We start from the raw sequence: 12,865 nt of genomic DNA on the forward strand, positions 1-12,865 counted from the left end.
GATTGTCAGTGGTGCCCTTTAGGGTGGACAGGCTATGACGAAGCCATCTCTCCCCGAGCTCCTGCACGCCGCCGTCTCCGCCGTCGGCGGTCTTGAGCGCCCCGGCCAGGTCACCATGGCCACGGCTGTCGCCGACGCCATCGACGGCGGTTCCCACCTGCTCGTCCAGGCCGGCACCGGCACCGGAAAGTCCCTGGGCTATCTGGTGCCGGCGCTGGCGCACGGCGAGCGCGTCGTGGTGGCCACGGCGACCCTGGCGCTCCAGCGGCAGCTCGTGGAGCGCGATCTTCCGCGTACGGTCGACGCGCTGCACCCGCAGCTGCGCCGCCGCCCGGAGTTCGCCATGCTCAAGGGCCGCTCGAACTACCTCTGTCTGCACCGCCTCCACGAGGGGGTGCCGCAGGAAGAGGAGGAGGGTCTCTTCGACCAGTTCGAGGCGGCCGCGCCCACCAGCAAGCTCGGGCAGGACCTGCTGCGGATGCGGGACTGGGCCGACGAGACGGAGACGGGCGACCGGGACGACCTGACGCCCGGCGTCTCGGACCGCGCCTGGGGCCAGGTGTCCGTCTCCTCCCGGGAGTGCCTGGGCGCCTCGAAGTGCGCGTACGGGGCGGAGTGCTTCGCGGAGATGGCCCGCGAGCGCGCCAAACTCTCGGACGTCGTGGTCACCAACCACGCCCTGCTCGCCATCGACGCCATCGAGGGCGCCCCGGTGCTCCCGCAGCACGAAGTGCTGATCGTCGACGAGGCGCACGAGCTGGTCTCCCGGGTCACCGGAGTCGCCACCGGAGAGCTCACCCCGGGGCAGGTCAACCGGGCCGTGCGGCGGGCCGCCAAGCTCGTCAACGAGAAGGCGGCCGACCAGCTCCAGACCGCCGCCGAGGGCTTCGAGCGGCTGATGGAGCTGGCGCTGCCCGGCCGTCTGGAGGAGGTCCCGGAGGACCTCGGGTACGCCCTGATGGCGCTGCGCGACGCGGCTCGTACGGTGATCTCGGCGCTCGGCTCCACCCGCGACAAGTCCGTCCAGGACGAGGACGCGGTGCGCAAGCAGGCCCTCGCGGCGGTCGAGAGCGTCCACGGGGTGGCCGAGCGGATCTCCAACGGATCCGAGTACGACGTCGTCTGGTACGAGCGGCACGACCGCTTCGGCGCCTCCCTGCGGGTCGCCCCGCTCTCCGTGTCGGGGCTGCTGCGGGAGAAGCTCTTCGCCGACCGTTCGGTGGTGCTCACCTCGGCCACGCTCAAGCTCGGCGGTGACTTCAACGGGGTCGGCGCGTCGCTGGGCCTCGCGCCGGAGGGCACCGAGGGCGAGGACGTCCCGCAGTGGAAGGGGATCGACGTCGGCTCGCCCTTCGACTACCCCAAGCAGGGCATCCTCTACGTCGCCCGGCATCTGGCCACCCCGGGCCGTGAGGGCTCGCGCGGCGACATGATGGACGAGCTGGCGGAGCTGGTCGAGGCGGCCGGTGGCCGGACGCTGGGCCTGTTCTCGTCGATGCGGGCCGCCCAGGCCGCCGCCGAGGAGCTGCGCGGCCGCCTTGACAGGCCGATCCTGCTCCAGGGTGAGGACACGCTGGGCGAGCTGATCAAGACCTTCTCGGGTGACCCGGAGACCTGTCTGTTCGGCACGCTCTCCCTCTGGCAGGGCGTGGACGTGCCGGGCGCGAGCTGCCAGCTGGTGGTCATGGACCGGATCCCGTTCCCCCGGCCCGACGACCCGCTGATGAGCGCCCGCCAGAAGGCGGTGGAGGAGGGCGGCGGCAATGGCTTCATGGCGGTGGCCGCGACTCATGCCGCGCTGCTGATGGCCCAGGGCGCGGGCCGTCTGGTCCGGGCGACGGGGGACCGGGGTGTCGTCGCCGTGCTCGACCCCAGGCTGGCCAACGCGCGCTACGGCAGCTATCTGCGGGCCTCGCTGCCGGACTTCTGGTACACCACGGACCGCAATCAGGTGCGCCGCTCGCTCTCCGCGATCGACGCGGTCGCCAAGGCCGACGGGAAGTAGCCGTCCCTCCGGCAGTGCAGTAGGCCCGGGCGCTCGGACGGGCAGTGACGCAGCCCCCTGCGGAGGATCCGGCACCCGGACACAACAGGGCCCCGGGACCGGCGCAGGGGGTCCCGGGGCCGGTCCTGGCCGGCGGGTCGGTCAGACCCGCCGCAGCACCGCCACCACCTTGCCGAGGATGGTGGCCTCGTCACCGGGGATGGGCTGGTACGCGGAGTTGTGCGGGAGCAGCCAGATGTGGTTGTCCTCGCGCTTGAACCGCTTCACTGTGGCTTCGCCGTCCAGCATCGCCGCGACGATGTCGCCGTTCTCCGCGACCGGCTGGCGGCGCACGGTGACCCAGTCGCCGTCGCAGATCGCGGCCTCGATCATCGAGTCACCGACGACCTTCAGGACGAAGAGCTCGCCGTCGCCGACCAGCTGGCGGGGCAGCGGGAAGACGTCCTCGACCGACTCCTCGGCGAGGATGGGGCCACCGGCGGCGATCCGGCCGACCAGCGGCACATAGGAGGCCGCGGGCTTGCCGGTGGTGTCGGTCGGCTGGCTGCTCGGCTGGTCCGAGCCGCGCACCTCGTACGCCCGCGGGCGGTGGGGGTCGCGGCGGAGGAAGCCCTTGCGCTCCAGGGCCATGAGCTGGTGGGCGACGGAGGACGTGCTGGAGAGACCCACCGCCTGACCGATCTCCCGCATCGACGGCGGGTACCCCCGGCGCTGGACGGAGTCCCGGATGACCTCGATGACCCGCCGCTGCCGGTCGGTGAGACCGGAGCTGTCCGCCCTGATGCCCGGAGGTCGGCCGGGCAGCGAGCGTGTGGCCCGCGCTGGGTCGCCGCCCTCCTGGTTCGTGACTGCGTCATTCATGGCATGCACCGGCTCAAGTCGGGTCTGGGAGCGGTCCTGGGCAGTGATGGTGGCACTGTCTGCGGTGGTGGTCACGTCGGCCCCTCTCGAAATGGTCTCCCTAGCTGGACAACGGTAGTTGCTTTCGAAAGGTTGCGCCAAACACACGTTCGAGTGAAAAATCGCAGAAAGCGTGACGTGATGATGGGGCCGGGTGTATGCGGGCACCCTTGACGGGGCCGGTCGGCAGGCAATTCGGTCGATTACGGTACCCTTCACCGCTGAGGCCGGAGCCCGAAGGCGCCGCCCGGGAGCGTCGCCGACAGCCACCGGACCGTGCGTACGTACGACCGCGACGCGATGGCCGGTACCGGGCTCCCAGTCTGCCATCCGGTCGCCCGGAAACGGGGGCGGGCGCGCCCGCCCCGGCGTCCCCGATCCGGCGTTCCGTCGGATGTTCGTCGGGTGGTTCGTCGCCCTCCGGGCCCGCCCGGACACGGGCCGGAACCAAGCCCCTCGGCGCGGTTCCCTGCGCTACCGATCCGCGACACGCGGTAGTGGGCAGTTGGCGGCAAAACCCCAGATCTAGTGGTTGGATTGGCACCGCCACCCAGAAGTTGTGGTCGTTGGTCCTCCGGACTGCGGCCATCGCCTATGCTTGTGGCTGCTTCGCGGGGCCTGTTCAGGCCTGTCGAGGCTATTCGGTCGTGCTGCGAAGGAGGGTTGGGTTTCATGCACTGCCCCTTCTGCAGGCACCCCGACAGCCGTGTCGTCGACAGTCGGACCACCGACGACGGCACGTCGATCCGCAGGCGCCGTCAGTGCCCCGACTGCTCCCGTCGTTTCACGACGGTGGAGACGGCCTCGCTGATGGTGGTCAAGCGGTCGGGCGTCACTGAACCTTTCTCTCGCACCAAGGTCATCTCTGGCGTCCGCAAGGCGTGCCAGGGGCGGCCGGTCACCGAGGACGCCCTCGCCAAGCTCGGCCAGCGGGTCGAGGAGGCGGTGCGCGCCACCGGCAGCGCCGAGCTGACCACCCATGACGTGGGTCTGGCCATACTCGGCCCGTTGCAGGAGCTCGACCTCGTCGCGTACCTGCGCTTCGCGTCCGTGTACCGGGCATTCGACACCCTTGAAGACTTCGAGGCCGCCATCGCGGAACTCCGCGAACAACGGCCTCCCGCGGACGACGCGGACGCGCGCGTGGCCGGAGTGACCCCCGAGGTCCCCGTGCCCGCCACCGCTGCCGACTGACCGGCGGACTCCGGTCGCGATCGGCGGCAATCCAGGACCTGTCACGGGCGCTCTGCGCGGCGTCCGGGGCACCAGACAAACACCGTGCCACGGGAACATTCGGGCACTTTTGGGCGTTTTCGCCCGCGTATGGGAGGCGGCATGACAGAGACGACGAGCGGCCCGGCACGAGGATCCCGCACCAAGGGTTCCAAGGCGAGCAAGGGTCTGCGTATCGAGCGCATCCACACCACCCCCGGCGTGCATCCGTACGACGAGGTGACGTGGGAGCGCCGTGACGTCGTCATGACCAACTGGCGCGACGGCTCGATCAACTTCGAGCAGCGTGGCGTCGAGTTCCCCGACTTCTGGTCGGTGAACGCGGTCAACATCGTCACCAGCAAGTACTTCCGCGGGGCCGTCGGCACCCCGCAGCGCGAGACCGGTCTGAAGCAGCTGATCGACCGGATCGTGAAGACCTACCGCAAGGCAGGCGAGGACTACAGCTACTTCGCCTCGCCCGCGGACGCCGAGATCTTCGAGCACGAGCTGGCGTACGCCCTCCTGCACCAGATCTTCAGCTTCAACAGCCCCGTGTGGTTCAACGTGGGCACCCCGCAGCCCCAGCAGGTCTCCGCCTGCTTCATCCTGTCCGTCGACGACTCCATGGAGTCGATCCTCGACTGGTACAAGGAAGAGGGCATGATCTTCAAGGGCGGCTCCGGCGCCGGCCTGAACCTCTCCCGCATCCGCTCCTCCAAGGAGCTGCTCTCCTCCGGCGGCAACGCCTCCGGCCCGGTCTCCTTCATGCGCGGTGCCGACGCCTCCGCCGGAACCATCAAGTCGGGCGGCGCCACCCGCCGCGCGGCCAAGATGGTCATCCTCGACGTCGACCACCCCGACATCGAGAACTTCATCGAGACCAAGGTGAAGGAGGAGGAGAAGATCCGCGCGCTGCGCGACGCGGGCTTCGACATGGACCTGGGCGGCGACGACATCACGTCCGTCCAGTACCAGAACGCCAACAACTCGGTCCGGGTGAACGACGAGTTCATGAAGGCCGTCGAGACCGGCGGCAAGTTCGGGCTGCGCGCCCGGATGACCGGTGACGTCATCGAAGAGGTCGACGCCAAGTCGCTCTTCCGCAAGATGGCCGAGGCGGCGTGGGCCTGCGCCGACCCGGGCATCCAGTACGACGACACGATCAACCACTGGCACACCTGCCCGGAGTCCGGCCGCATCAACGGCTCGAACCCGTGCAGCGAGTACATGCACCTGGACAACACGTCCTGCAACCTCGCCTCGCTGAACCTCATGAAGTTCCTCAAGGACGACGGCGAGGGCCACCAGTCCTTCGAGGTCGAGCGGTTCGCCAAGGTCGTCGAGCTGGTCATCACCGCGATGGACATCTCCATCTGCTTCGCGGACTTCCCGACCCAGAAGATCGGCGAGAACACCCGCGCCTACCGCCAGCTGGGCATCGGCTACGCCAACCTCGGCGCCCTGCTGATGGCCACCGGCCACGCGTACGACTCGGACGGCGGCCGCGCGCTCGCCGGTGCCATCACCTCGCTGATGACCGGCACCTCGTACAAGCGCTCCGCCGAGCTGGCCGCGGTCGTCGGCGCGTACGACGGCTACGCCCGCAACGCCGAGCCGCACCAGCGCGTCATGAAGCAGCACGCCGACGCCAACACGACGGCCGTGCGCATGGACGACCTGGACTCGCCGATCTGGGCCGCCGCCACGGAGGCCTGGCAGGACGTGGTCCGCCTGGGCGAGAAGAACGGTTTCCGCAACGCTCAGGCGTCGGTCATCGCCCCGACCGGCACCATCGGTCTCGCGATGTCCTGCGACACCACCGGCCTGGAGCCCGACCTCGCGCTGGTCAAGTTCAAGAAGCTGGTCGGCGGCGGCTCGATGCAGATCGTCAACGGCACGGTGCCGCAGGCGCTGCGCCGCCTCGGCTACCAGCCGGAGCAGATCGAGGCGGTCGTCGCCCACATCGCCGAGAACGGCAATGTGATCGACGCCCCCGGTCTGAAGACCGAGCACTACGAGGTCTTCGACTGCGCCATGGGCGAGCGCTCCATCTCCGCGATGGGCCACGTCCGCATGATGGCGGCCATCCAGCCGTGGATCTCGGGCGCCCTCTCCAAGACGGTCAACCTGCCGGAGACGGCGACCGTCGAGGACGTCGAGGAGGTCTACTTCGAGGCGTGGAAGATGGGCGTCAAGGCGCTCGCGATCTACCGCGACAACTGCAAGGTCGGCCAGCCCCTCTCCGCGAAGACCAAGGAGAAGGAGAAGGTCGAGGTCACCGAGAAGACCGAGGCCGAGATCCGCAAGGCCGTCGAGAAGGTCGTCGAGTACCGCCCGGTCCGCAAGCGCCTGCCCAAGGGCCGTCCGGGCATCACCACCTCCTTCACGGTCGGTGGCGCCGAGGGCTACATGACCGCCAACTCCTACCCGGACGACGGCCTGGGTGAGGTCTTCCTGAAGATGTCCAAGCAGGGCTCGACCCTCGCGGGCATGATGGACGCCTTCTCGATCGCCGTCTCGGTCGGTCTGCAGTACGGCGTTCCGCTGGAGACGTACGTCTCGAAGTTCACCAACATGCGCTTCGAGCCGGCCGGCATGACGGACGACCCGGACGTGCGGATGGCGCAGTCGATCGTCGACTACATCTTCCGCCGCCTGGCGCTGGACTTCCTGCCGTTCGAGACCCGCTCGGCGCTCGGCATCCACTCCGCCGAGGAGCGTCAGCGCCACCTGGACACCGGTTCGTACGAGCCGACCCTGGACGACGAGGAGATGGACGTCGAGGGCCTGGCCCAGTCCGCCCCGCGTCAGACGGAGACGCTGAAGGCCGTCGCCGCGCCCAAGCCGGCGGTCGTCGAGCCCCCGAAGGCCGTGCACAACTCGGCCGAGCTCGTCGAGATGCAGCTCGGCGTCAGCGCCGACGCGCCGCTCTGCTTCTCCTGCGGCACCAAGATGCAGCGGGCCGGCTCCTGCTACATCTGCGAGGGCTGCGGCTCGACCAGCGGCTGCAGCTGATCACGGGCGCTCGAAGCCCGAGCGCTTCTGAGGGCTGAGAGGCCCTGCCCTGTGGGGACCGGTGAACTGCCGGTCCCCACTTGGGCGTTCGGGGGCAGGCGCACGCCCTCGTCCTTCACCTACGTACTACGTACGCAGGTGTCAGAGGGACCGTGCGCCCATCGCGGCGGTGAAGGCGTCCGGGTCCAGGTCGAAGCCGTGCACGGCCGGGTGGAACTCCCAGGCGCCGCCCGAGGTCCGGACGAACTCCGCGACCGTCGCGGCCGTGCTGTGCGCGACGCCGGAGAAGTCGTCGCTCGCCAGTACCGTGTAGCCCTCGCGGATGTGCACCTCGGGGTTGGCGATGTCCGCGAAGACGAGCCGGTCCGGGCGCTGTTGGATGACCACGCCGACCACGATCCGGGCGTGGGCGTCCGGCTGGCGGGCGAACTCCAGCGTCAGCACCTCGTCGTCCCCGAAGCCCTTTCCGGTGGTGCTGTCGCGGCTCAGATAGACCGTGCCGTCGGGGGAGCGGCTGTCGAAGTGCACCAGATAGGCGGGGCTGCCGTACGGATCGGACGCCGGGTAGACCGCGGCGATGACATCCAGGTCGTGGGGCGGGGAGCCGAACGGGCTCGGGTCCCACCGCAGTGCCACCTCGACCTTGTCGAGCCCCTTGCTGAAGCCGCTCATCGCCAAACCCCTCCCCGTGACTGCCCGTTGTCAGCCGCTCACCGACCATGCTGCCACGCGCGCGGGGCGAACCGGTCCGCCGGAGTGGGACCGGCGCCGTGGGCGCGGGCCGTACGATGGCGCGGTGCTGGTCAAGTGGATTCGCTGCACTGTGGTCGACCGTCCCGGCTTCGACCGGGGGCAGCGGAAGTGGGCGGGACTGCTGGGGGAGCCGGGATTCAGAGGCCAGGGCGGCGGGTGGAGCCGGGGGCGGCCCGATGTCGCGCACGTCTTCACGTTCTGGGAAAGCCGCCCGTTCTACGACTCCTTCATGGCGCGCGCCCACGACCGCCTCGCCGCCGCGCAGTCCGGCACGTACAGGGACGCGCGCGCCAAGCTGTTCGACCACCGCTTCGACGTGAAGACCGGCTTCGAGCCGCGCTTCACCGACGCCGATGTGGTGCGGGTGGCGAACTGCCGGGTGCACGCCGACCGCGTCGAGCACTTCGCGTCGGCGCAGGAGCGGATCTGGAACCCGGCGATGGCCGGGTCGCCGGGGATGCTGCGCGGGGTGTTCGGGGAGGCGCCGGGCAACGAGTTCCTGGTGCTCTCCATGTGGCGGTCGGCGGCCGAGCACGGCAAGTACCGGGCCGACCGGGTGGAGCGGCTGTCGCTGCGCGCGGGGACGGAGGCCGACGTCGCGGGCCTGACCGGGGCCGTCGTCGACCTGAACCCCAGCTGGACGGTGTGAGCGATACGCCGGATGGCGGCCGGACGGCTGCTCGGATGTCAGACCGGCGATCTAGGGTTTACGCATGGCAAGACCGCGTCGCATCGTCCTCGTCCGGCACGGCGAGTCGGAGGGGAACGCCGATGACACCGTGTACGAGCGCGAACCCGACCACGCGCTGCGGCTCACCGAGGCCGGGCTGCGCCAGGCCCGCGCGACCGGCACGGGGCTGCGCGAGATATTCGGGCGCGAGCGCGTCAGCGTCTACGTCTCGCCGTACCGGCGCACCCATGAGACGTTCCGGGCGTTCGGGCTCGATCCGGAGCTCGTGCGGATCAGGGAGGAGCCCAGGCTCCGCGAGCAGGACTGGGGGAACTGGCAGGACCGCGACGACGTACGCCTGCAGAAGGCCTACCGGGACGCGTACGGACACTTCTTCTACCGCTTCGCCCAGGGCGAGTCGGGGGCGGACGTGTACGACCGGGTGGGGTCGTTCCTGGAGAGCCTGCACCGCAGCTTCGAGGCGCCGGACCACCCGCCGAACGTTCTGCTCGTCACCCACGGCCTGACGATGCGGCTGTTCTGCATGCGCTGGTTCCACTGGACGGTGGCGGACTTCGAGTCGCTCTCCAATCCGGGGAACGCGGAGAGCAGGACACTGCTGCTCGGCCCGGACGGGCGGTACACACTGGACCGGCAGTTCGCGCGGTGGCGCGTCCCCGAGCCGTACGGCATCACCGGTTAGAGTGGGTGTGCGATGACCGCTGACTCCACACTCGACGCACGCTTCGAACGCGCGCTGGGCAGCCTGCGCGGGCTGTCCGTGGGAGACGCCCTGGGCTCCCAGTTCTTCGTCCCCGCCCACTATCCGCTGCTCAAACGGCGTCGGCTGCCCGACGGCCCGTGGCAGTGGACCGACGACACCGAGATGGCCTGCTCGGTCCTGGCCGTACTGGCCGCGCACGGCCGCATCGACCAGGACCGGCTCGCCCGCTCCTTCGCCGAGCACCACGACTTCGACCGGGGGTACGGCCCGGCCGTCAACCGGATGCTGCGGCTGATCCGGGAGGGCGGGGACTGGCGGGAGCTGGCCGCCGCGCTCTTCAACGGGCAGGGCTCCTGGGGCAACGGCTCCGCGATGCGGATCGCGCCCCTGGGTGCCTGGTACGCGGACGACCCGGAGCAGGCCACCCACCAGGCCGAGATCTCCTCGTACACCACCCACCAGCACCGCGAGGCCGTGGTGGGCTCGATGGCGGTGGCGGCCGCCGCCGCGCTGGCCGCCGCTCCGGCGGGCCCGCCGACCCCGGCGGAGCTGCTCGACGGCGTCGTTGCGCTGGTGCCGCGCAGCGCGGTCGGTGCGGGGCTGCGGCGGGCGCGGGACATGCTGGACTACGGGGACGCGGGCACGGTGGCCGCGGTGCTCGGGTGCGGGCGGCGGACCAGTGCGCACGACACGGTGCCGTTCGCGCTGTGGTCGGCGGCGCGGGGGCTCGGGGACTTCGAGAAGGCGTTCTGGACGACCGCGCAGGCGGGCGGCGACGTCGACACCACCTGCGCGATCGTCGGCGGGGTGATCGCGGCCGGCAAGGCCGGGGCGCCCCCGGCCGAGTGGCTGGCGCGGACCGAGGAGCTGCCGGGCTGGGTCCCGGCGACGGCTCCGCGCTGAGACGGGCCTTCGCGCCGGGCCTCAGCCGGTGGCCGTGGGGCCTTCCCGGGCGCCCCGGACCGGTGGGCGCCCGGACCGGTGGGTGTCACCCGCCGGCACGCCCGCCTTGCCGCTCAGCGCCTCCAGATCGCTCTTGCGTACCTGGATGACGAAGACGGCGACCAGCGCGGCGAGGGACACCAGGGCCACGGCGGCGATGAAGGCCGTGCCGATGCCGTGGGCGAGGACCTCGTCGCTCCAGGGCGCGGGCAGCTGGTGGGACTTGGCGAAGGCCGCCTTCTGCTCGGGTGAGCCGTGCGCGAGGAAGTCCTGGAGCTGGGTCCTGCCCTCGTTGCGGCTCGCGGTGCCGAAGACCGTGGTCAGGATGGACAGGCCGAGCGCGCCGCCGACCTGCTGGGTGGTGTTGAGCAGGCCGGACGCGGCCCCCGACTCGCTGTCGGCGATGCCGGAGACCGCGGTCAGGGTGAGCGTGACGAAGTTGAGGCCCATGCCGAAGCCGAAGAGCAGCAGCGGGCCGATGATCCCGCCGGTGTAGGTGCTGTCCGGGTCGATCAGGGTCAGCCAGGCCATGGCGCCCGCGGTGATCAGTGTCCCGGTGACCACGATGGGCTTGGGACCGATGCGGGGCAGCAGGTTTGTGGCGAGGCCCGCCGCGAGGACGATGGCCAGGGTCGAGGGGAAGAAGGCGACTCCTGCCTTGACCGGGCTGTAGTGCAGCACGTTCTGCACGAAGAGCACGATGAAGAAGAACATGCCGAACATGGCCGCGGCGAGGCTCAGCATGATCACGTACGTACCGGAGCGGTTGCGGTCGGCGAACATCCGCAGCGGGGTGATCGGCTGCGGGGAGCGCCGCTCCACCGCCACGAAGGCGAGGAGCAGGACGACTGCCACGCCGAAGGAACCCAGGGTCAGGCCGTCGCGCCAGCCGTCGCTCGCGGCCCGGATGAACCCGTAGACCAATGCCGCCATGCCGCCGGTCGAGGTGAACGCGCCGGCCAGGTCGAAGCTGCCGGGGTGACGTTGCGACTCCCGGATGTAGCGGGGCGCGAGTGCGGCGATGACCAGGCCGATGGGGACGTTGACGAAGAGTACCCAGCGCCAGTTGAGCCAGTCGGTGAGCATGCCGCCCGCGATCAGACCGATGGCGCCGCCGCCCGCGGAGACCGCCGAGAAGACGCCGAACGCCCGGTTGCGCGCGGGGCCTTCGGGGAACGTGGTCGCGATCAGGGCGAGCGAGGTGGGGGAGGCGATCGCGCCGCCGATGCCCTGGAGGGCGCGGGCGGCGAGCAGCTGCCAGGGTTCCTGGGCGAAGCCGCCGAGGAGCGAGGCGAGCGTGAAGACCAGGATGCCGGTGATGAACATCCGGCGCCGGCCGAGGAGGTCGCCGGCCCGGCCGCCGAGCAGGAGCAGCCCGCCGAAGGTCAGCGCGTAGGCGTTGATGACCCAGGTCAGGTCGCTGGTGGAGAAGCCGAGGGAGGTCTGGATGTGGGGGAGCGCGATGTTCACGATCGTCGCGTCCAGGACCACCATCAGCTGGCACATCGCGATGACCGCGAGGGCGATGCCGGGGCGGTCCGGGCGTGGGGGGTGCGGTTCGGGAGTGTGGGCGCCGGGCTTCGCGTCTATCTGATCTGACGTCATAAAGGGTCCCCTTGAGCAGCCGTGCTAGGAAACGCCACCGTTCACTATGGAAGACCCTAGCGAGCCGGAGAGAGTGAACACAAGCGTTCACTAAGGGGAGTTGGGGCAGGCGGGCGGTGGGATGGCGGGACCCGTACGGGGTGTTCGGGGATGCCGTGCCTGGTCAAACGGATGGCGGGCGACCACCATGGGGGCAGACCCGTCCGCCCCGCGGACCCGTCCCCAACGGAGAGAAGACGATGGCTACTTCGCGCCTGACTGCTGCCGACGAGGCCCCGCAGGTCTCGCCGCGCCGCCGGGGACCCGTCCTGGAACGGGCGATCCTCGACGCGGCCCTTGAGCAGTTGAGCACGGTCGGCTGGAACGCCCTCACCATGGAGGGCGTGGCCGCCGGAGCGCAGACCGGGAAGGCCGCGGTGTACCGGCGCTGGTCCTCCAAGGCGGAGCTGGTGGCCGACGCGCTGCGGAACGGGCTGCCGGATCTGGACCGGGCCGACGACCACGGCTCGGTGCGCGAGGACCTCTACCAGCTCTGTCTGCGGCTGCGGGAGGCGATGTACTCGCGGTCGGGGTTCGCACTGCGCTCGGTGCTTTACGAGTGCGACGCCGCCAGCGCCGAACGGTTCCACGGGATGGTGCTGCGGCGCCTGGTCGAGCCCGCCCAGCGGCTCTTCCGGGAGGCCGTGCAGCGCGGAATCGAGCGGGGTGACGTGCGGTCCGACGCCACGGCGGAGGTGATCTTCGATGTCATTCCCGGGCTGATGATGTTCCGGGCGAAGGTGCGCGGAAGCGAATGGCCGGACGAGGCGGTCGCGGAGATGATCGATCACGTGATGGTGCCGCTGCTGCGGGCCGGGTCTGCTTGACCACGGTGCAGGGTCTGCTTGACCACGGTGCAGGGTCTGCCTGATCACGGTGTCGGGCCTGCCTGATCACGGTGCCGGGTCTGTCCGATCGTGTGGTCCGGACTCCCCGCTCACCGGGTTCGCGCGGCCCGACCGCGCGGTACGGGGTGGCCGGGGTGTCATCGGCGTCC

General features: G+C 70.5%; 10 protein-coding genes. 7 read left to right on the forward strand and 3 right to left on the reverse strand.

Going from position 1 to position 12,865, the window contains the following annotated elements; all coding sequences use genetic code 11:
* Positions 1-34: 34 nt before the first annotated feature.
* Positions 35-2,005 (forward strand): ATP-dependent DNA helicase, encoded by a 1,971-nt coding sequence (locus tag OG965_RS29690; protein ID WP_371655099.1) that lies wholly within the window; start codon positions 35-37, stop codon positions 2,003-2,005.
* 141 nt (positions 2,006-2,146) lie between these two features.
* Here the strand turns inward: OG965_RS29690 and lexA are convergent, their stop codons facing one another.
* Complete coding sequence (lexA, locus tag OG965_RS29695; protein WP_371655100.1) at positions 2,147-2,941, reverse strand: transcriptional repressor LexA; 795 nt, start codon at positions 2,939-2,941, stop codon at positions 2,147-2,149.
* A 636-nt stretch (positions 2,942-3,577) separates the two neighbouring features.
* On the opposite strand from lexA, the gene nrdR reads away from it, so the two are divergent.
* Together nrdR and OG965_RS29705 are read left to right on the forward strand one after the other, a co-directional pair.
* Entirely contained in the window at positions 3,578-4,099 is a 522-nt protein-coding gene (nrdR, locus tag OG965_RS29700) for a transcriptional regulator NrdR (protein ID WP_371655101.1), read from the forward strand.
* A gap of 141 nt (positions 4,100-4,240) precedes the next feature.
* On the forward strand, positions 4,241-7,135 hold the full coding sequence (locus tag OG965_RS29705) for a vitamin B12-dependent ribonucleotide reductase (protein ID WP_371655102.1): 2,895 nt from the start codon (positions 4,241-4,243) through the stop codon (positions 7,133-7,135).
* A gap of 141 nt (positions 7,136-7,276) precedes the next feature.
* Here OG965_RS29705 and OG965_RS29710 read toward each other — a convergent pair whose 3' ends face one another.
* Positions 7,277-7,807 (reverse strand): TerD family protein, encoded by a 531-nt coding sequence (locus OG965_RS29710; RefSeq protein WP_371655103.1) that lies wholly within the window; start codon positions 7,805-7,807, stop codon positions 7,277-7,279.
* Positions 7,808-7,931: 124 nt separating this feature from the next.
* Between OG965_RS29710 and OG965_RS29715 the strand changes: the two genes are divergently transcribed.
* The 3 genes from OG965_RS29715 to OG965_RS29725 all read left to right on the forward strand — a co-directional run bounded on the left by OG965_RS29715 (position 7,932) and on the right by OG965_RS29725 (position 10,185).
* Positions 7,932-8,537: a YdbC family protein gene (locus tag OG965_RS29715; RefSeq protein ID WP_371655104.1), complete on the forward strand. Its 606-nt coding sequence runs from the start codon at positions 7,932-7,934 to the stop codon at positions 8,535-8,537.
* A 64-nt stretch (positions 8,538-8,601) separates the two neighbouring features.
* Entirely contained in the window at positions 8,602-9,261 is a 660-nt protein-coding gene (locus tag OG965_RS29720; RefSeq protein ID WP_371655105.1) for a histidine phosphatase family protein, read from the forward strand.
* Between the two features lie 12 nt (positions 9,262-9,273).
* Positions 9,274-10,185 (forward strand): ADP-ribosylglycohydrolase family protein, encoded by a 912-nt coding sequence (locus OG965_RS29725; protein ID WP_371655106.1) that lies wholly within the window; start codon positions 9,274-9,276, stop codon positions 10,183-10,185.
* Positions 10,186-10,206: 21 nt separating this feature from the next.
* Here the strand turns inward: OG965_RS29725 and OG965_RS29730 are convergent, their stop codons facing one another.
* Positions 10,207-11,829, reverse strand: coding sequence for an MFS transporter (locus OG965_RS29730; protein WP_371655107.1), 1,623 nt, complete (start codon positions 11,827-11,829; stop codon positions 10,207-10,209).
* A 239-nt stretch (positions 11,830-12,068) separates the two neighbouring features.
* On the opposite strand from OG965_RS29730, the gene OG965_RS29735 reads away from it, so the two are divergent.
* Positions 12,069-12,695: a TetR/AcrR family transcriptional regulator gene (locus OG965_RS29735; RefSeq protein ID WP_371655108.1), complete on the forward strand. Its 627-nt coding sequence runs from the start codon at positions 12,069-12,071 to the stop codon at positions 12,693-12,695.
* Positions 12,696-12,865 lie beyond the last annotated feature (170 nt).

It is taken from the genome of Streptomyces sp. NBC_00224 (genome assembly GCF_041435195.1).
Classification (GTDB): domain Bacteria; phylum Actinomycetota; class Actinomycetes; order Streptomycetales; family Streptomycetaceae; genus Streptomyces.